Annotated in this window: 15 protein-coding genes; 4 read left to right on the forward strand and 11 right to left on the reverse strand. The window is 73.0% G+C overall.

All coding sequences use genetic code 11. The annotated features are described in order from the left end of the window. Window positions 1–114: 114 nt before the first annotated feature. Window positions 115–1,437 (forward strand): MFS transporter, encoded by a 1,323-nt coding sequence (locus ACH4DZ_RS05870; protein WP_398285701.1) that lies wholly within the window; start codon window positions 115–117, stop codon window positions 1,435–1,437. 20 nt (window positions 1,438–1,457) lie between these two features. Here ACH4DZ_RS05870 and ACH4DZ_RS05875 read toward each other — a convergent pair whose 3' ends face one another. The 9 genes from ACH4DZ_RS05875 to hrcA all read right to left on the reverse strand — a co-directional run bounded on the left by ACH4DZ_RS05875 (window position 1,458) and on the right by hrcA (window position 12,333). Next, a complete protein-coding gene (locus ACH4DZ_RS05875; protein WP_398285702.1) occupies window positions 1,458–2,462 on the reverse strand; it encodes an adenosine deaminase in 1,005 nt (334 codons plus the stop codon). A 20-nt stretch (window positions 2,463–2,482) separates the two neighbouring features. After that, the gene (locus ACH4DZ_RS05880) at window positions 2,483–3,388 is read right to left on the reverse strand and encodes a ribonuclease Z (RefSeq protein WP_398285703.1); all 906 of its coding nucleotides are present in this window, start codon (window positions 3,386–3,388) and stop codon (window positions 2,483–2,485) included. 35 nt (window positions 3,389–3,423) lie between these two features. Continuing rightward, window positions 3,424–3,777, reverse strand: a complete 354-nt coding sequence (locus ACH4DZ_RS05885; protein ID WP_398285704.1) for a histidine triad nucleotide-binding protein — start codon at window positions 3,775–3,777, stop codon at window positions 3,424–3,426. Between the two features lie 122 nt (window positions 3,778–3,899). Then, window positions 3,900–7,163, reverse strand: coding sequence for a S41 family peptidase (locus ACH4DZ_RS05890; protein ID WP_398285705.1), 3,264 nt, complete (start codon window positions 7,161–7,163; stop codon window positions 3,900–3,902). Between the two features lie 78 nt (window positions 7,164–7,241). Continuing rightward, window positions 7,242–7,772: a hypothetical protein gene (locus ACH4DZ_RS05895; RefSeq protein ID WP_398285706.1), complete on the reverse strand. Its 531-nt coding sequence runs from the start codon at window positions 7,770–7,772 to the stop codon at window positions 7,242–7,244. 469 nt (window positions 7,773–8,241) lie between these two features. Continuing rightward, window positions 8,242–8,985, reverse strand: a complete 744-nt coding sequence (locus ACH4DZ_RS05900; protein WP_398285707.1) for a 16S rRNA (uracil(1498)-N(3))-methyltransferase — start codon at window positions 8,983–8,985, stop codon at window positions 8,242–8,244. Continuing rightward, window positions 8,982–10,067, reverse strand: a complete 1,086-nt coding sequence (locus tag ACH4DZ_RS05905) for a nitronate monooxygenase (RefSeq protein WP_398285708.1) — start codon at window positions 10,065–10,067, stop codon at window positions 8,982–8,984. The genes ACH4DZ_RS05900 and ACH4DZ_RS05905 overlap by 4 nt, the downstream gene beginning before the upstream one ends. A gap of 109 nt (window positions 10,068–10,176) precedes the next feature. Further along, complete coding sequence (dnaJ, locus tag ACH4DZ_RS05910) at window positions 10,177–11,316, reverse strand: molecular chaperone DnaJ (protein WP_398285709.1); 1,140 nt, start codon at window positions 11,314–11,316, stop codon at window positions 10,177–10,179. Continuing rightward, window positions 11,317–12,333, reverse strand: coding sequence for a heat-inducible transcriptional repressor HrcA (gene hrcA, locus ACH4DZ_RS05915; RefSeq protein ID WP_398285710.1), 1,017 nt, complete (start codon window positions 12,331–12,333; stop codon window positions 11,317–11,319). It abuts the gene before it with no gap. 258 nt (window positions 12,334–12,591) lie between these two features. Here hrcA and ACH4DZ_RS05920 point away from each other — a divergent pair, with 258 nt between their 5' ends. Both ACH4DZ_RS05920 and ACH4DZ_RS05925 read left to right on the forward strand, forming a co-directional pair. Next, complete coding sequence (locus tag ACH4DZ_RS05920; protein ID WP_398285711.1) at window positions 12,592–13,374, forward strand: MBL fold metallo-hydrolase; 783 nt, start codon at window positions 12,592–12,594, stop codon at window positions 13,372–13,374. A gap of 70 nt (window positions 13,375–13,444) precedes the next feature. Continuing rightward, complete coding sequence (locus ACH4DZ_RS05925) at window positions 13,445–14,248, forward strand: DUF3097 domain-containing protein (protein ID WP_398285712.1); 804 nt, start codon at window positions 13,445–13,447, stop codon at window positions 14,246–14,248. A 182-nt stretch (window positions 14,249–14,430) separates the two neighbouring features. On the opposite strand, the gene hemW is transcribed toward ACH4DZ_RS05925, so the two are convergent. Together hemW and ACH4DZ_RS05935 are read right to left on the reverse strand one after the other, a co-directional pair. Next, window positions 14,431–15,663, reverse strand: a complete 1,233-nt coding sequence (gene hemW, locus ACH4DZ_RS05930; protein WP_398285713.1) for a radical SAM family heme chaperone HemW — start codon at window positions 15,661–15,663, stop codon at window positions 14,431–14,433. A gap of 102 nt (window positions 15,664–15,765) precedes the next feature. Continuing rightward, window positions 15,766–17,577, reverse strand: a complete 1,812-nt coding sequence (locus ACH4DZ_RS05935) for a SpoIIE family protein phosphatase (protein WP_398286213.1) — start codon at window positions 17,575–17,577, stop codon at window positions 15,766–15,768. Window positions 17,578–17,989: 412 nt separating this feature from the next. Here ACH4DZ_RS05935 and ACH4DZ_RS05940 point away from each other — a divergent pair, with 412 nt between their 5' ends. Further along, on the forward strand, window positions 17,990–18,313 hold the full coding sequence (locus tag ACH4DZ_RS05940; RefSeq protein ID WP_398285714.1) for a hypothetical protein: 324 nt from the start codon (window positions 17,990–17,992) through the stop codon (window positions 18,311–18,313). Window positions 18,314–18,544: the final 231 nt, after the last annotated feature.

Here is an 18,544-nt window from a genome sequence, read left to right on the forward strand (position 1 = left end):
ATCGAATCCACCCTTCCGCTTGATACAAATTGCCCGCGCGTTCCTGTCCGTCGACGGCCGCACCAACTCCCCTCGCTTGGCCCCCCTTTCCGTCCGCATGCCCAGGGAACGCCCGTGTCCGCCCGCTCCACCGCTCCGTCCTGGCCCCTCGTCGCCCTTTTCACGGCGGGCTGTCTGGGCCCGTACCTGCTGCCCACCACCGTCGGCAGACTCGACGCGGCCCTCCCCCTCTCCGCCACACAGGCAGGCGCCGTCGGCAGTCTGCTGCTGCTCAGCTCGGCCGCGGCGGGCTTCGCCCTCGCCTCCCGGATCCACCGGCTGGGCGCCAGGCGCCTGGCCCGCGCGGGCCTGCTGCTCGCCGTGGCCGGCTACGGCACGGCCGCGCTGTCGGCCGACGTACCCACCGTCATCGCCGGCGCGCTCGTCGGCGGTCTGGGCTCCGGCACGGCCACCACGGTCGCCGCGGCCGGTACGGCCGCCCGGCGGGACCCCCACCGCACCACGACCCTGGGCCTGCTGAGCGTCTCCGCGCTCGCGGCGGCCGTCTATCTGACGGTCCCCCACCTGGGTCCGGGCCACGGCCTGCCCCTCGCGGCGGTGGCGCTCACCGCGGCCCTCGTATGGCCCGCGACCGCCCGTCTGCCCGGCGGCTCCGGTGAGGTCCCGACGACCGCCCGTCGCCCCGCTTCGACGCCTCCGCCCCCGCTGCCGCACCGCCGGCCGGGCCTGGTGCTCGCCGCGGCCATGCTCTGCTGGTCCCTGGCCCAGAACTCCCTCTGGGGCGTCAGCAGCCACATCGGGACCCGGCAGGCGGGTCTGGGCGAGGCGACGGTCGGGGTGGTCTTCGCGGCGGCCCTCGGCGCGGGCCTGCTCGGCGTGCTGTGCGCGGGTGCGCTCGGACCCCGCATCGGCCGGGCGCTGCCCGTCGGGGCGGGCACCGCCCTGATCGCGGTGTGCATCGTGGTCAGCGCGGGCGCGGACGGTCTGACGAGCTTCGCCGTGGGCGAGATCGCCTGGAACGCCCTCTACCCGGTGGTCCTCTCCTACCTGATCAGCCTGGCCGCGTCGCTCGACCCGCACGGCCGCTGGGCCGTTCTGGCGGGCTCGGCGTCCTCCCTCGGCACGGCGTGCGGCCCCCTGGCGGGCAGCCTGCTGTCGGCTGCGGCGGGCTATCCCGCGATGGGCTGGGTCCTCGCGACGGCCCTGGTCCTGCTGGCCGTGCCGCTGGCCGCGGTGGCCCTGCGCACCACGGGCGGCCCCGTGCTCCGGGGCCCGGAACCGGTCCGGCGCGGAGGCCCCGTGGAGCAGCCGGCGCGACAACCGGTGGAACAGCCCGTGGTGGAGATCACCGTGGACCACCCGCAGCCCGCGCGAGAGGAGTTCGGCACGGCGGGCCCCCGGAACTCGGGCACGTCACCGTCGGCGCCCACGCCCTGAACCACACCACCATCAGGCCCTCAGGCCCCGAACTCGTACGCCTCCACCTCGGCGATGTACCGGGCCCGCCGCTCCTCGTCGTGTTCGAGGAACGAGGCGACGAACGAGTTCCGGGCCAGTTCGCGCAGCCGTTCCGGGGAGAGCCCCAGCGCCGTACGCACCGCGTCGAAGTTGTCCCCGGCGTATCCGCCGAAGTACGCGGGGTCGTCGGAGTTGACGGTGCACAGCAGTCCCGCGTCGAGCATCGCGGGCAGCGGGTGCTCCGCCAGCACGTCGACGGCCCTCAGCCGCACGTTGGACAGGGGGCACAGCGTCAGCGGCACCCGGTCCCGCACCAGCCGGGCCACCAGCTCCGGATCCTCCATACAGCGCAGTCCGTGGTCGATCCGCTCGACCCCGAGCACGTCGAGCGCCTCGGTGATGTACGCGGGCGGCCCCTCCTCGCCCGCGTGCGCGACCCGTCGCAGTCCGAGCGCGGCGGCGGCCTCGTACACCTCACGGAACTTGGCCGGCGGGTGGCCGACCTCGGCGGAGTCGAGTCCGACGCCGACGATCGGGCCGCTCGGCGCCAGGTACGGCTTCGCGGCCTCCAGGGTCTCCAGCGCGGACCCGGCGGACTCGTCCCGCAGGAAGCACATGATCAGCTGGGTGGAGATCCCGTGCGCGGCCTCGCCGCGGTGGAGCGCCCGCCCGAGCCCCTCCACCACGGTGCCGATGCCGACGCCCCGCGCGAGGTGCGCCTGCGGGTCGAAGAAGATCTCCGCGTGCCGCACTCCCTGCGCGGCGGCGCGCGCGAGATACGCGTCGGCGAGGTCCGCGAAGTCGTCCTCGGTCCGCAGCACGGCCATGAGCCCGTAGTACAGGTTCAGGAACGACTGCAGATCGGCGAACTCGTACGCCTTGCGAAGCTCGTCCGTGTCCGCGTACGGCAGCGTGATCCCGTTGCGGGCGGCCAGGGCGAAGGCCAGCTCGGGTTCCAGCGTGCCTTCGATATGCAGGTGCAGTTCAGCTTTGGGGAGGTGCATCGAAGCATGGTACGGGTGTTTCACCGACGCTTCGGAACCGGCACCCTCAGCAGATCGTGCGCCACCGTCAGCTCCCCCTCGAACCCGGCGGCCCGTGCCTGCCGCTCGAACTCCCCCGGATCCGAGTACCGCTGGCTGAAGTGCGTGAGCACCAGATGCCGTACGCCCGCGTCCCGCGCCACGGTCGCCGCCTGCCCGGCGGTCAGGTGCCCGTGGTCGACGGCGAGCCGTACGTCTTCGTCCAGGAACGTCGACTCGATGACGAGCAGGTCGCAGCCCTCGGCGAGCGCGTACACCCCGTCGCACAGCCGGGTGTCCATGACGAACGCGAACCGCTGCCCGCGCCGCACCTCGCTGACGTCGTCCAGCAGGACGTCCCCGAGCACGCCCTCCCGCTGGATCCGCCCCACGTCCGGACCCTTGATCCCGTGCGCGGCGAGCCGGTCGCCCAGCATCCGCCGCCCGTCGGGCTCGACGAGCCGGTAGCCGTACGACTCGACGGGATGGGAGAGCCTGCGGGCTTCGAGCGTGTACGTCCTCGTGGACGCGAGGACCCCGTCGGCGTCCACCGGCGCCTCGGTGAGCGCGACCGTCTCGCGGTAGGCGGTCGCGTACCGCAGCCGGTCGAAGAACCTCTGCCCGGAGCGCGGGTAGTGGGCGCTGATCTCGTGCGGCACCCGGTCGAGGTTGATCCGCTGGATCACCCCGGCCAGGCCCAGCGAGTGGTCGCCGTGGAAGTGCGTGACACAGATCCGGTGCAGGTCGTGGGCGGCCACCCCGGCACGCAGCATCTGCCGCTGCGTGCCCTCGCCGGGATCGAAGAGGATGCCCTCGCCGTCCCAGCGCAGCAGATAGCCGTTGTGGTTGCGGTGCCGGGTGGGAACCTGGCTGGCGGTCCCGAGGACCACCAATTCACGTACGGACACGTCGGGTTGTCCGGCTTCTCGTTATCCGGTTCTCGCTATCCGGGGGGCCACTGCAGACCGCGGCCGCCCAGCACATGGGCGTGCGCGTGGAAGACGGTCTGCCCCGCTCCGCTCCCCGTGTTGAAGACGAGGCGGTAGCTGTCGAGCTTCTCCTCGGCGGCGACCTCGCCGGCCTCGCGCACGACGTCGGCGAGGATCTCCGGTTCGGCGGCGGCGAGGGAGGCGGCGTCCGGGTGGTGGACCTTCGGGATCACCAGGATGTGGGTGGGTGCTTGCGGGTTTATGTCCCGGAACGCCAGAGTCGTCCCGGTCTCACGAACGAGGGTCGCCGGAATCTTCCCCCCGACAATCTTGCAGAACAGACAGTCGTCCTGCGGTTCCCCTGCCATCACGCAGCCTCCTCAGCCCGAGTTGATCGATGCCCCGGCATGGTACCGACCGGGAGTGCCCCATCAGGGGCGCGGGGAACGGCGCGACCGCCCCCACGCACCCGCACCCGACGAACGCCCTCTCACGCCTCCGGCAACTCCGGAGCCACCTTCGGCGGATTGTCGGCGAGCCCCTCCAGCGCGATCCGCACAGCCGCGTCGAGCTGAACATCCCGCCCGGCGGCGTAATCCTGCGGCGCCTGGACCACCTCGACGTCCGGATCGACCCCGTGGTTCTCCACCCCCCACCCGTACCCCTCAAGCCAGAACGCGTACTTGGGCTGAGTGACCAGCGTCCCGTCGACCAGCCGGTACCGGCTGTCGATCCCGACGACACCGCCCCATGTACGCGTACCGACGACGGGCCCGATCCCCAGCGCCTTGATCGCTGCGTTCACGATGTCCCCGTCCGACCCGGAGAACTCGTTGGCGACGGCGACGACGGGCCCGCGAGGAGCGTCCTCCGGATAACTCGTCGGCCGCATCCCCCGCGCGAGGTCCCAGCCGACGATCCGCCGGGCGAGCTTCTCGATGACCAGCTGGGAGGTGTGCCCGCCGCGGTTCTCGCGGACGTCCACGACAAGTCCCTCCCGCGCCACCTCGATCCGCAGGTCGCGGTGGATCTGCGCCCAGCCGGGCGCCTGCATGTCGGGCACGTGCAGATATCCGAGCCGTCCGCCGGACTTCTCGTGCACATAGGCACGCCGGTCGGCGACCCACGCGTGGTAGCGCAGCGGCTCCTCGTCGGACATGGGCACGACCACCGCGTGCCGCGGATCGCCGCCGCCCGCCGGGGAGACGGTCAGCTCGACGGGTTTGCCGGCCGTGCCGACGAGCAGCGGCCAGGGTCCCGCGACCGGGTCGACGGGCTGCCCGGAGACGGCCACGATCGCGTCGCCCGCGCGCACCGCGACTCCGGGCGCGGCGAGCGGCGACTGCGCGTCGGGGTCGGAGGTCTCCGACGGCAGGATGCGGTCGATACGCCACAGCGGCGCTCCCTGCGGGCCGTCCTCGTGGCGGGAGATGTCGGCGCCGAGCAGCCCCTGCCGTTCCCCGTGCCCGAATCCGCCGCGCGGCATGACGTACGCGTGCGAGGTGCCGAGTTCCCCCTGCACCTCCCAGAGGAGGTCGACCAGGTCGTCGTGGGTGGCGACCCGTTCGAGGACGGGCCGGTAGCGGTCCAGTACGCCGTCCCAGTCGGTGCCGCCCAGGTCGGGGCGCCAGAAGTTGTCGCGCATGAGGCGGCCGGTCTCGTCGTACATCTGGCGCCACTCGGCGGCCGGGTCGACGCTCTGGCGGATGCGCGACAGGTCGACGGTGATGTTGGTGTCGCTCTCGTCGTCGTTCGAGGCGCGCCGGTCGCTCGGTACGACCTTCAGTTTGCCGTCGGTCCACAGCAGGATCCGCTTGCCGTCGCCGGTGACCATGAAGCCGTCGGCGTCCGAGGCGAGGTGTTCGATGCGCTGCTGGGCGAGGTCGTAGCGCTCCAGGTCGGTCTTGGGGTCCGGGTCGTCGGGGGTGGCGCGGGAGGCGCCCAGCACACCGCGCACGGGGTGCCGCAGCCACAGCAGTCCGTCCTTGGCGGCCCGCAGACTCGTGTAGCGGGCGGCCTCCACGGGGAACGGCACGATGCGGTCGCCGAGCCCGTCGAGGTCGATCCGGGTGGCCGGGGAGCCCTCGCTGTCGGGGGTCTCGTCCTTGTCGGGCGCCTCGAAGGGCCGGCCGTGCCGCTGCGGTCCGAAGGGCGAGGGGGTGGTGGCGGCGAGGGTGATGAGGTGCGGCCGGGAGCCCCCGACGAAGGCGAGGTCGAAGACGTGCTCGTCGTAGACGGGGTCGAAGGACCGTGCGGACAGGAAGGCCAGATGCTTCCCGTCGAGGGTGAACGCGGGCGCGTAGTCGCGGAATCGCAGGGGTGTCGCCTCGGTCACCGACAGGTCGGCGGTGTTGGCGAGCTTGAGCTGGCGCAGCGGGCGCGGGCCGGGGTGCGACCAGGCCAGCCAGGCGGAGTCGGGGGAGAAGACGAGCCCGGTGACCTCGCCGTCCTCGCTGCGGTCGACCTCGCGGACCTCGCCGGTCTCGCGCTCGACGAGCAGGACGCGTCCGTCGTGCGAGGCGACCGCGGCCCGGCTGCCGTCGGGTGCCATCGCGAGGGCGAGTACGCGGCCGAGCTGTCCGGCGGCGAGCCTGCGCGGGGTCGCGCCGGGTGCCACGCCGGTCGCCGGGGCGAACTCCAGCGCGTCGTCGCCCTCCGCGTCGGTCGCCCACACCACGTGCTCCTCGCCGTCGGCGCGGAAGGTGCGGGGCAGCCTGGCCCGTACGCCCTGTTCGGCGGCGAGGGCGCGGGCGGGCCCGGAGCGGTGGGTGACCCAGTGGACGGCTCCGCGCACGGCGACCGCGCTGCCGCGTCCGGTGTGGTCGGGGGCGGCGGCCCCGAACCAGCGGGAGGCGTTCACGGGATGGGGCTGCAGATCGACGCGCTGGCCGCCGAGCCGGATGTCGAGCCGGCGTGGCTCGGCCCCGTCGAGGTCGTCGAGGATCCACAGTTCACCGGCGGACGCGTACACGACGCGGGTCCCGTCGGTGGAGGCGTGCCGGGCGTAGAAGCCCTCGATCCCGGTGTGCCGTCGCAGGTCCGATCCGTCGGCGAGGGACGAGTACACGGCTCCCACGCCTTCGTGATCGGAGAGGAGGACGACCCGCTCCCCGACCCACGAGGGGTACTCAAGGTTCCCGTCGAGGTCGGCGTGCAGCCGTACGAACTCCCCGCGCTCCCCCTCCCCCTCGCGGTCGATCCACAACTTGCCCGCGGTGCCGCCCCGGTAGCGCTTCCACCAGGCGGCCTCGCGGCCCATGGGCGCGGACAGCAGGACGGTGCCGCCGGGGCCGTGGGCCACATCGCCGACGGGCCCGTACGGGAGGGTGGTCGCGGGTCCGCCGTCGAGCGGGATCGCGCGGGCCCAGCTGCGGCGCAGGCTCGCCTGGCCCTGCGTGCTGAGCGCGAGGACCTCACCCTGCGGGGTCCAGCCGCGCACCTGGGTCTTCCAACTGCCCCAGTACGTGAGGCGTTTGGCGGGGCCTCCGTCGACGGAGGCGATGTGCACCTCGGGGGCGCCGTCGCGGGTCGAGGTCCAGGCGACGGTGGTCCCGTCCGGGGAGATCCGTGGATGGTTCACGGGCACGTTGTCGGCGCTGACCCGCCAGGCACGGCCGCCGTCGAGCGGCGCCACCCAGACGTCGTCCTCGGCGGTGAAGGCGATCAACTCACCGTGCAGGTGCGGATACCGGAGATACGCGGAGGTCGCGGCGGATGCGGCGGATGCGGATGCGGCGGATGCAGGCTGTGTCACCCGATCACCCTATGCAGCCGTCCCAGCCGCGACCAGAGCTTTCGATCACTTCACCGGCCGGGCGCTTCGTCGCATTGATCACTTTCCCGAGATGCAGGAGCAACTCGGGTTCGGATACACGGTCACGGTGCGGGTGACGGTGACGGTCGCCCCGGGCTGGCCGGCGGGCGGAGTCGTCCGGTTGTCGACGGGCGGTGTGTTCGCCCGGCAGTTGCCGAGGACGTTCGCCCGGAACACCTCCTTGCCGCCCACCGTGGAGGTGAGATCGCCGCGTACGCAGGTGCCGTTGACCTCCTGCGTCACCTGGCCCTTGATGCTGATGTCCTGCCCGTCGCCGGTCTCGCCCACGCAGTCGACGGACGCCACGTTGCGCACGGTCGCCGAGGGTGTGGACGCGCTCTTCTCGCCGTACGCGGCGGTGCAGGTGAGCCAGCGCACGTCGACGCCCCGCTTCTCCAGCTCGCTCGTGCCCTTCTGGTCGGTGGTGATCGCGACGGCCGCGGTGTTCAGGCCGTCGCCCGGTTCACACGCGACCAGCGCGAACACGGCCGAGACGGCGGCCAGGCCGATCGCCGGGCCGCGGTGCCGTATACGCCTCAGTGCCACCATGCACGGCAGCGTGCCACTGGTCGCCCTCGCGCGGTAGACCCCATGCGGCCACGCTCACCCCCTCGGGGGCCAGCCCCCGAACCCCTCGTCCTCAAACGCCGGCCGGGCTAAGTGAGTCGTCTGCGGGCCGGTGGGGGCCGTTCGCGCAGTTCCCCGCGCCCCTGGAGAGCCGACCTGACCGTTCGCTGTCGTCTGCGGGCCAGTGGGGCCGATCGCGCAGTTCCCCGCGCCCCCAGTCCCCCAGGGGCGCGGGGAACTGCGCAATCCTGTGCGCCGACCCTCGACTCCCTGCTCCTCAAACGCCGGACGAGCCCAGGCCCCCCAGGGGCGCGGGGAACTGCGCAGTCCTGTGCGCCGGCCCTCAACTCCCTGCTCCTCAAACGCCGGGACAAGCCCAGGCACCTAGGGGCGCGGGGAACTGCGCGATCCCGTACGGCCACCCCCACCGAACGCGCGGACGAAGCCGGCGCTACGACCAGCGCCCCGTCCGGCCCAGCAGCAGCGCACCCGCCGCGGTCCCCGCCGTGGACGTCCGCAACACGCTTCGCCCCAGTCGGCACACCTTCGCCCCGGCCCCGGTGAACATCGACAACTCCTCGGGGGACACGCCCCCTTCGGGCCCGACGACCAGCACGATCTCCCCCTCGGAAGGGAGTTCGACTGTCGCGAGCGGCAACCCCGGGTACAGCCGATCCTCGTGCAGCACCGCCGCGAACTCCGCTTTGGCGAGAAACGCGGCAACCTGCTTGGTCGTCATCGCGTCCGCGACCTCCGCGAACCGCACCCGCCGCGACTGCTTGCCGGCCTCGCGCGCGGTGGCCCGCCACTTCGCCAGCGCCTTCAGCCCGCGCTCGCCCTTCCACTGCGTGATGCAACGGGACGCCGCCCAGGGGACGATCGCGTCGACGCCGGTCTCCGACATGGTCTCGACGGCGAGTTCACCGCGATCACCTTTGGGGAGCGCCTGTACGACGGTGATGCGCGGGGCGGGCGGCGGCTCCTCGTGCACGTGGAGGTCCGCCACGACGAGCCGGTCCTTGCCCTCGGCCGTCTTGACGACTCCTTCGGCCCAGTGGCCGAGCCCGTCGGTGAGGACCACGTCCTCACCGGTGCGCAGCCGTTTCACGGAGACGGCGTGCCGCCCCTCGGGCCCGTCGAGCACGAACTCGGGCCCGCCGGGCACCTCGTCCACCACGAACACCGGCGCGGTCATCGCCCGGCGCCCCCGCCCTGCTCGGCCGACAACGCTGTCCTGGCCGCGGCGAGTTCGGCCGCGAGCACCTCCACCAGTTGCCCGGCGGGCAGTTCGCGGGCGAGCCGGTGCCCCTGTCCCGCCCACAGCGCCATGCCCTGCGCGTCCCCCGCCTTGGCGGCAGCCTTGCGCAGCGCGGAGGTGAGGTGGTGCACCTCGGGATAGGCGGCGGGCGCGTACGGCCCGTGCTCGCGCATGAAGCGGTTCATCAGCCCTCGCGCGGGCCTGCCGGAGAACGCCCGCGTCAGCTGCGTACGGACGAAGAGGGGGTTGGTCAGCGCCTGCTTGTGCAGGGCGTTGGCGCCGGACTCGGGGGTGGCGAGGAAGGCCGTGCCCAGCTGGGCGGCGCTCGCGCCGGCGGCGAGCGCGGCGGCGATCTGGCTGCCGCGCATGATGCCGCCGGCCGCGATGATCGGGATCTGCACGGTCTCGCGGACCAGTGCGACGAGCGACAGGAGTCCGATGCCGGAGCCGTCCGCCTCGGGGTTGTCGCGGTGGGTGCCCTGGTGGCCGCCGGCCTCGACGCCCTGCACGATCACCGCGTCGGCGCCCGCCCACTGCACGGCCTGCGCCTCCTCGGCGGTGGTCGCGGTGACCAGGGTGAGCGTGCCGGCCCGGCTCAGGGAGTCCAGGACGTCGCGGGTGGGACAGCCGAAGTGGAAGGAGACGACCGGCACCGGGTTGTCGAGAAGGACGGCGAGCTTGGCGTCGTAGCCGTCGTCGCGTCCGCTGTCGGGGTCGCCCAGTTCGGTCTCGTACCAGGAGGACTCACCGGCGAGCTGGTGGGCGTACACCTCGACGGCCGACCGGTCCGCGTACTCGGGCTGGGGCATGAACAGGTTCACGCCGAACGGCCGGCTCGTGGCCCCGCGCAGCTGCTTGATGTCCTGGTACATGCCGTCGGCCGTCTTGTAGCCGGCGGCGAGAAAACCGAGCCCCCCGGCCTCGGACACGGCCGCGGCGAGCTGCGGCACGGAGACGCCGCCCGCCATCGGGGCCTGCACGATCGGGAGGGGGAAAAGATCGGTCAGCGCGGAGGACATGACGGCATGTTGTCACGTCCTCCGTACAAGTCCGAATCCGGCCGTCCGCCGGGCATAAGCCACAGGAATCATCCTGCGGCGCGCCCGGCGGTCACCAGCGGTCCACCTGTCAGGTACGGCCGTTGAAGGCGTCCTTCAGCCGGGAGAACAAGCCCTGCTGACCGGGCTGGAACTGCCCGGTGGGCCGCTCCTCGCCCCGCAGCTGAGCCAGCTCCCGCAGGACCCGCTCCATCTCGGGATCGAGCTTCGTGGGCGTCATGACCTCGACGTGCACGATGAGGTCGCCGCGCCCGCCGCCCCGCAGATGGGTGATCCCGCGCCCGTGTTTGGGGATCGACTGCCCGGACTGCGTTCCGGGGCGGATGTCGACCTCTTCGAGCCCGTCGAGCGTCTCCAGCGGGACCTTGGTGCCGAGCGCCGCCGCGGTCATCGGGATGGTGACCGTGCAGTGCAGGTCGTCGCCGCGCCGCTGGAACATGTTGTGCGGCAGCTCGTGGATCTCCACGTACAGGTCGCCGGCGGGGCCGCCACCGGGGCCGACCTCGCCCTCGCCCGCGAGCTGGATCCGGGTGCCGTTGTCGACACCGGCGGGGATCTTCACGGTCAGGGTCCGGCGCGAGCGCACCCGTCCGTCGCCCGCGCACTCGGGGCACGGCGTCGGAACGACCGTCCCGAAGCCCTGGCACTGCGGACACGGCCGGGACGTCATGACCTGCCCCAGGAAGGACCGCGTGACCTGGGACACCTCGCCGCGACCGCGACACATGTCACAGGTCTGCGCGGAGGTGCCGGGGGCCGCGCCCTCACCGCTGCAGGTGGTGCAGACGACGGCCGTGTCGACCTGGATGTCCTTCGTCGTGCCGAAGGCCGCCTCGTCGAGCTCTATCTCCAGCCGGATCATCGCGTCCTGGCCGCGCCGCGTGCGGGACCGGGGGCCACGCTGCGACGCCGTACCGAAGAACGCGTCCATGATGTCCGAGAAGTTGCCGAAGCCGCCCGCGCCGAAGCCACCGGCGCCACCGCCGCCCGCCTGGGACAGCGGGTCGCCGCCGAGGTCGTAGACCTGCTTCTTCTGCGGGTCCGACAACACCTCGTACGCGGCGTTGATCTCCTTGAAGCGCTCTTGCGTCTTCGGATCGGGATTGACGTCCGGGTGCAGCTCGCGGGCGAGCCGCCGGAATGCCTTCTTGATCTCGTCCTGGGACGCGTCGCGGCGCACGCCGAGTACGGCGTAGTAGTCCGTGGCCACTTACGACTCCGCCAGGATCTGTCCTACGTACCGTGCCACCGCTCGTACCGCTCCCATCGTTCCGGGGTAATCCATGCGCGTCGGTCCGACCACGCCGAGTTTGGCGACTGCTTCGCCGCCCGAACCGTAGCCGACCGACACCACAGAAGTGGAGTTGAGTCCCTCATGGGCGTTCTCGTGACCGATCCGTACGGCCATGCCCGAATCGTTGACCTCACCCAGCAGTTTGAGGAGCACGACCTGCTCCTCCAACGCTTCCAGCACCGGACGGATGGTGAGGGGAAAATCATGTCCGAAGCGCGTCAGGTTGGCGGTGCCGCCGATCATCAACCGCTCCTCGGTCTCCTCGACAAGAGTCTCCATGAGGGTGGAGAGCACTGTCACGACCGTCCCCCGGTCCTCCGCCTCGAAGGCGTCGGGGAGATCCTGCACCAGTTGAGGCACATCCGCGAAACGGCGCCCCGTGATCCGGCTGTTGAGCCGCGCGCGCAGATCCGCCAGCGAGACCTCCCCGAAGGGGGCCGGGCAGTCCACCATGCGCTGCTCGACGCGCCCGGTGTCCGTGATCAGTACGAGCATGACGCGGGCCGGGGCCAGCGACAGGAGCTCCACGTGACGCACGGTCGAGCGGGTGAGTGAGGGGTACTGGACGACGGCCACCTGCCGGGTGAGCTGCGCGAGGAGCCGCACGGTCCGCCCCACGACGTCGTCGAGGTCGACGGCGCCGTCCAGGAAGTGGTGGATCGCCCGCCGCTCGGGCGCGGTCATCGGCTTGACGCCCGCGAGCTTGTCGACGAAGAGGCGGTATCCCTTGTCCGTGGGGATGCGCCCCGCACTGGTGTGCGGCTGCGCGATGTACCCCTCGTCCTCCAGGACCGCCATGTCGTTGCGGACGGTCGCCGGTGACACACCCAGCCGGTGGCGCTCCGTGAGCGCCTTCGAGCCGACCGGCTCCTCCGTGCCCACGTAGTCCTGGACGATGGCGCGCAGCACTTCGAGCCTGCGTTCACTGAGCATCGCGCACACCTCCCGTGGTCTTCCGCGCGGTCATCGGTCGTCGTCGGTCGTCATCAGTCGTCTTCGGTGGCCTCGCCTGGCACTCAGTGCGCGCGAGTGCCAGCATCCCCGCGCCAAGTGTACGGCCGGTGGGTGCGGCCTGGGCAAGGGCGGGCCTGCGATGTCGTGACGCCGGGCACATCGGACAGGCGACGTGTACGAGGGTGTCCCGCTCTGTCGGGAACATGCAGGCGCAGCCGACGGGGTTAGCGTCGGCGCATGGACGTGATGTGGGAGGAGTCCGGACGCGACGGATCCGGCTGGGAGGAGCTGTCCCCGTCCGTGGGGCGTTGCCGCCTCCCGGGGTGGGACTGCACGGCCGGGCTCGTGGCCGGCGAGGACGCGGCACTCATGATCGACGCGGGATCGAGCGTGCGGGAGGGCGCGTGGCTGCGCACGCGGGCGCGGCGGTTGCTCGGGGGCGGGCGCGTCACGCACCTCGCGCTCACGCATCCGCACTTCGACCATGTCTTCGGGGCGGCGGCGTTCGCGGGGGCCGAGGTGTTCGGCGCGGTGGGCGCCACGGGGGTCCCCCCGGTCGGGCGAAGCCGAGACTGGGGGAGGGTTCTCGGCGACGGCCGGGAGGAACTGCTCGCGGACGCCGTGCGCAACGGCGCCGATCCCGGGGAGGCGGCCGAGGCGGCGGATCTCCTGGTCTGGCCCCGGCATCTCGTCTCCGGCGAGTGGACGCTCGACCTGGGTGGCGGCCGGCAGGTCCTGCTGGCGAACGTGGGGCCGGGGCACACGGGCCACGACCTCGCGGTCCTGGTGGCCGGGCCCGGCTCCCCGGAGATCGTCTTCTGCGGCGACCTCGTCGAGGAGTCCGGCGAACCCCAGGCCGGGCCGGACGCCGTGCCCTCCCACTGGCCCGCCGCGCTGGACCGCCTGCTGGCCCTCGGGGGCGAGGACGCGCTGTACGTGCCCGGGCACGGGGCGGTGGTGGACGCGGCGTTCGTACGGGCCCAACGGGAGGCGCTGGCCCGGCGCTTCGACGTGCCGTGAACGGTGTTCGGGCCTGCCGAGGGGGTGTCGGTGTACCTGCCGGGACCGGGCTTCTCCTATCGTCATCCGAATGCGCCAGTACTCAGCGGATCTGACCCCTCCGTGGAAGAAGCCCAAGCCCGTGCCCGAGGTCGCGGCGGATCCCGGGCTCGTGGTCGAGGAGCCCGGGACCGGGTTCTGCGGTGCCGTGATCCGCTGCGAGGCGGGGACGGTGACGCTGGAGGACCGCTTCGGCAAGCACCGGGTGTTCCCGCTGGAGCCGCGCGGCTTCCTCCTTGAGGGGCGCGTGGTGACCCTCGTACGCCCGTCCGCCGCGCCGGTACGCCCTACGCGCACGGCGTCGGGGTCGGTCGCCGTGCCGGGTGCGCGGGCCCGGGTGGCCCGCGCGGGACGCATCTACGTCGAGGGCCGCCACGACGCCGAGCTGGTGGAGCGGGTGTGGGGCGACGACCTCCGCATCGAGGGCGTCGTCGTCGAGTACCTGGAGGGCGTCGACGACCTGCCCGCCATCGTCGACGAGTTCGCTCCCGGGCCGGACGCGCGGCTCGGGGTCCTGGTGGACCACCTGGTCCCCGGCACGAAGGAGTCGCGTATCGCGGAGGCCGTGACGAGCGAGTACGCGCTGGTCGTGGGCCACCCGTACATCGACGTCTGGGAGGCGGTGAAACCGGCGTCCGTCGGCATTCCCGGCTGGCCCCGGGTACCGCGCGGGCAGGACTGGAAGACCGGCGTCTGCCGCTCGCTCGGCTGGCCGGAGAACACGGGGGCCGCGTGGCAGCGGATCCTCGACTCGGTCCACTCGTACCGGGACCTCCAGCCGGAACTCCTGGGCCGGGTGGAGGAACTGATCGACTTCGTCACGACCCCGGAGTAGAGACGTCCCTCGGGGGCGCTGCCCCCGAACCCCCGGTCCTCAAACGCCGGACGGGCTGAATCCGTTTCAGCCCGTCCGGCGTTTGAGGACGAGCGCGCAGCGCGACACGGGGGGCGAGGGGGCGCAGCCCCCATGCGTGGACGATGGGGGAGGGTAGGGGCGGCGGGGGCGAGGAAACGGCCCTAGTCCACCAGGTCCCGGACCACCCCGTCCGCCAACAACCGCCCCCGGAGGGTGAGCACGGCCCGCCCCTCCCCATAAGGACCGGCCTGAAGCAGCCCCTCCCCCACCGCACGCGCGGCCGCCGCGAGCCCCTCCGCCCGCAGCAGCGACAACGGACACCCCGACAGCAACCGCAGCTCCAACAGGATCCGCTCGACCCGCCGGTCCTCCTCGGACAACAGCTCACGCCCCGCCCCGGGCGACCGCCCACCCGCCAGGGCCCCCGCGTACGCCCCGGGATGCTTGACGTTCCACCACCGCACCCCGCCCACATGACTGTGCGCGCCGGGCCCGGCCCCCCACCAGTCGGCCCCTCGCCAGTACAGCTCGTTGTGGAGGCACCGCCCGGCCTCCGAGGTGGCCCAGTTGGAGACCTCATACCAGGAGAACCCCGCCTGCGACAGACGATCCTCGGCCATCAGGTAGCGGTCCGCGTGGACGTCGTCGTCGGTCATCGGCACCTCGCCGCGCCGGATGCGCCGAGCGAGCTGCGTCCCCTCCTCGACGATCAGCGCGTACGCGGACACATGGTCGGGCCCGGCGCCGATCGCCGCGTCGAGCGAGGCCCGCCAGTCGTCGTCGCTCTCGCCGGGTGTGCCGTAGATGAGGTCGAGGTTCACATGGTCGAAGCCGGCCGCGCGGGCCTCGGCGACGCACGCCTCGGGCCGGCCGGGGGTGTGGGTGCGGTCGAGGATCTGCAGCACATGCTTGCGCGCGCTCTGCATGCCGAAGGAGATCCGGTTGAACCCGCCGGCCCTGAGCGTGGCCAGGTACTCGGGGTCCACCGACTCCGGATTCGCCTCCGTGGTGATCTCCGCGTCGTCCGCGAGCCCGAACTCGTCCCGGACGGCCCCCAGCATCCGTACGAGATCGCCGGCGGCCAGCAGTGTGGGCGTACCGCCGCCGACGAAGACCGTGCGGACGGGCCGCGGGTCGTCGCCGAGGACCTTGCGGGCGAGGCGGACCTCGTCGATCAGGGTCGAGGCGTAGTTGTCACGGGAGGCCAGCACGCCCCCCGAGCCGCGCAGCTCCGTCGCCGTGTACGTGTTGAAGTCGCAGTAGCCGCAGCGCGTCGCGCAGTACGGGACGTGCAGATAGAACCCGAGCGGGCGGTCGGCCGCGTCGGCCAGGGCGTGCGCGGGCAGCGCCCCGTCGTCGGGGACGGGCTCGCCGTCGGGAAGTGCGGAAGGCATGTCCTCCATTGTCCCGCACGCGCGGACGTGCCCGTACGCACGGATGTACCCGTACGCAGGGTTACGCGGCCCTGCCCGCCTACGCCACCTACTCCGCTCCGCCTACTCCGCCTGCAGCACCAGCAGGGCCAGGTCGTCCTCCGGCGGCTTTCCGCCGAACTCGTGCACGAGTCGCCGGATGCGCTCGGCGATCAGATCGGCGTTCAGTCCCGCGCAGCCGTTGAGCGCGGCGGCGAGCCCCTCCTCGTCGTCGAACTGCCGATGTCCGTTGCGCCGCTCCGTCACACCGTCCGTGACGCACAGGATGCTGTCGCCGGGGCACAGCTCGAAGGTTTCGCAGCGGTAGCTGGCGTCCTCGAAGACCCCGAGGAGGGTCTGCGGCCGGGCCACCTCGCGGACTTCCCCGGAGGGCTCAAGGAGCAGCGGCAGCGGGTGTCCGGCGGAGGCCACGGTGCAGCGCACCCCGCCCTCGACGGGGACGAGCTCGCCGTAGAGGAGAGAGAGAAACCGGTTCTGCGGGCCCTCGTCGGCGAGGCCCTGGCCGCCGGCCGCCACGAGGGCGCGGGCCGCCGCGTCCGCGGTCTCGGTGGCGTCGTCGAGGAGCAGTTGGTTGAGCCGGTCCAGGACGTCCGGCACCGCGTATCCCTCGCGGGCCAGCAGCCGCAGCCAGGGCCGGGCGAGGCCGATGACGACGGCCGCCTCGGGCCCTTTGCCCTGGACGTCGCCGAGGGCGAAGCACCAGCGTCCGTCGCCGGCGGGGAAGAGGTCGTAGAAGTCGCCGCTCGGTCCGCCCTTGTCGCAGGGCTCGTAGACGAGGGCGCTGCGCACCCCGGGGATCTCGGCGACCGCGCCGGGCAGCAGGCCGCGCTGCAGTACGCGGCTGATGGTGGCCTGGCGGGCGTACTGGCGGGCCGCTCCGATGGCCAGCGCGACGCGGCGGCCGAGGTCCTCGACGAGCCCGGTGATCTCGTCCGGGAAGGGGTCCTGTCCGGCCCGTCCGATGACGAGGGCGCCGAGCGGTCTGCCGCCCGCGATCAGCCGGAACGCGAGGGCCGAGCCGTTCTCCGCCTTGGCGCCCAGGGCCTCGGCGGGCCAGCGCATCGGTACGGGTCCGGAGCGCGCCGACTCGGGCAGTTCGGGCGGGTCCTTCTCCAGGAGCCGGCGCAGCTCCTCCATGCGGTTCTCGCTGCCGTGCCAGACGCGGGCGAGGCGCGGTCCGCCGACGAGGCCTCCGTCGGAGCGGCCCGGCGCCTCGTCCTCCAGCCACACCGCGCACCAGTCGGCGAGCCGCGGCACGACCAGCTGTCCGGTGAGGGCCGCGACCAGGTCCTCGTCGAGCTGTCCGCCCAGGAGGTCGGAGGCCTCGGCGAGGAAGGAGAGGGCGCCGCGGTTGAGCCAGTCCTGGTCCTGCACGGTGCGCCGGGGTGCGGGGGCGAGGATCTCGGCGGCCCGCCGCCCGCGCCGCAGCGCGTGTTCGCCCTCGTAGGTCTCCGCCGCCTCGGCGGTCGGGACCGTGTCCGCGGGGAGCCGCGCCCACACGGTCTTCGTGCCGGTGCGGTAGGTGATGCCCCAGGCGTCGGAGAGCGCGGAGACGAGCCGCAGACCTCGGCCGTACTCGACGGCGTCGTACTGCCGCCCGGCACTGTCGTCGCGCACGACCCGCTCGGGGTGATGGTCGGACACCTCTATGACGAGGGCACTCCGGCCGGGCACGTACGGCGCCGCCTTCCCGTCCCCGACGCCGGCCCCCGGCGGTTCACCCGACGCAAGCCCCGACGCAAGCCCCGGCGCAACGCCCGCCACGATGCCGGGCACCGCCACCTCCCCCAGCCCGGCGGCCGACACGGCTTCCGACGCGGGTCCCGGCTCGGCTCCGGACTCGGGGCCCGGCTCGGCTCCCGGCTCGGTTGCCAGCGCGGGGGCTGGCGTGAGGTCCGGCGCGGTTCCCGGCGTTAGGTCCGGCTCGGTTCCCGGCACAGGGGCTGGCACGAGGCCCAGCACAGGGCCCGGCGTGAGGCCCGGCTCGGTTCCCGGCGTGAGGTCCGGCGCGGGAGCCGGCGCGAGGCCCGGCACAGGGCCCGGCGTCAGGTCCGGTGCGGTTCCCGGCGCGGAGGCTGACGCGAGGCCCGGCACAGGGCCTGCCGTGAGGTCCCGCGCAGGGCCCGGCGTGAGCTCCGGCTCGGTTCCGGGCATAGAGCCCTGCCCTGTTCCCAGTACAGCACCCGGCACGAAGCCCGGCTCGGTACCCGGCACAGGGCCGGGCGTAAGGCCCGGCGCGCTGTCCTGCACAGCCTCCGGCGAGGCACCCGGGACGAGGCCAGGCACAATGCCGGACGCACTTCCCGGCGCGCCGCCCGGCGCCAAGCCCGGCACGGCACCGGGCGCCAAGCCCGGCTCACTGCCCGGCACGGAGGCCGCCGCGGCACCCGGCACGGGAGCCGATGCGGCGCCCGGCGCAGGAGCCGCCGCGGCGCCCGATACAGGGCCCCGTGCCGGAGCCGGCACGGGAGCCGTGCCGCTCGGGGCCCCCGGCGCGCAGTCCTCCGTGCAGTTGTCGAGGCGGCACAGCAGCTCCACGTCCGTACCGGCGTGCACCACGGCGTTCGTGACCAGCTCACTGACGACCACCATCACGTCACCTACGAGCTGATCGGTGACCAACTCCGCGCCAGGCACGCCGAGTTCGGCCCAAGCGGCGAGCGTCGCGCGGACGAACCTGCGGGCCGCGCCCGGGGCGACGGAGTTGCCCGGCAAGGACGTACGGGCCACCGCGTGCGAGCGCGCCGAGGCCCCGGAAGCACTGGACCCGGACTCCGGTTGCGGCGGAATGGCCCCCACTGTGCGTCTCCCTGAGCAGTTCGGACGAATACGCCCCAAGCAA

The sequence above is a fragment of the Streptomyces sp. NPDC017991 genome, from assembly GCF_044328075.1.
Classification (GTDB): domain Bacteria; phylum Actinomycetota; class Actinomycetes; order Streptomycetales; family Streptomycetaceae; genus Streptomyces.

Bases quoted from the DNA above. Each gene is read 5' to 3' on its own strand.
- ACH4DZ_RS05875 (WP_398285702.1), bottom strand. From the start codon at position 2,462: ATGCACCTCCCCAAAGCTGAACTGCACCTGCATATCGAAGGCACGCTG.
- ACH4DZ_RS05905 (WP_398285708.1), bottom strand. From the start codon at position 10,067: ATGTCCTCCGCGCTGACCGATCTTTTCCCCCTCCCGATCGTGCAGGCC.
- ACH4DZ_RS05900 (WP_398285707.1), bottom strand. From the start codon at position 8,985: ATGACCGCGCCGGTGTTCGTGGTGGACGAGGTGCCCGGCGGGCCCGAG.
- hrcA (WP_398285710.1), bottom strand. From the start codon at position 12,333: ATGCTCAGTGAACGCAGGCTCGAAGTGCTGCGCGCCATCGTCCAGGAC.
- hemW (WP_398285713.1), bottom strand. From the start codon at position 15,663: ATGCCTTCCGCACTTCCCGACGGCGAGCCCGTCCCCGACGACGGGGCG.
- ACH4DZ_RS05885 (WP_398285704.1), bottom strand. From the start codon at position 3,777: ATGGCAGGGGAACCGCAGGACGACTGTCTGTTCTGCAAGATTGTCGGG.
- ACH4DZ_RS05940 (WP_398285714.1), top strand. From the start codon at position 17,990: ATGCCGGACGCACTTCCCGGCGCGCCGCCCGGCGCCAAGCCCGGCACG.
- ACH4DZ_RS05925 (WP_398285712.1), top strand. From the start codon at position 13,445: ATGCGCCAGTACTCAGCGGATCTGACCCCTCCGTGGAAGAAGCCCAAG.
- ACH4DZ_RS05895 (WP_398285706.1), bottom strand. From the start codon at position 7,772: ATGGTGGCACTGAGGCGTATACGGCACCGCGGCCCGGCGATCGGCCTG.
- ACH4DZ_RS05920 (WP_398285711.1), top strand. From the start codon at position 12,592: ATGGACGTGATGTGGGAGGAGTCCGGACGCGACGGATCCGGCTGGGAG.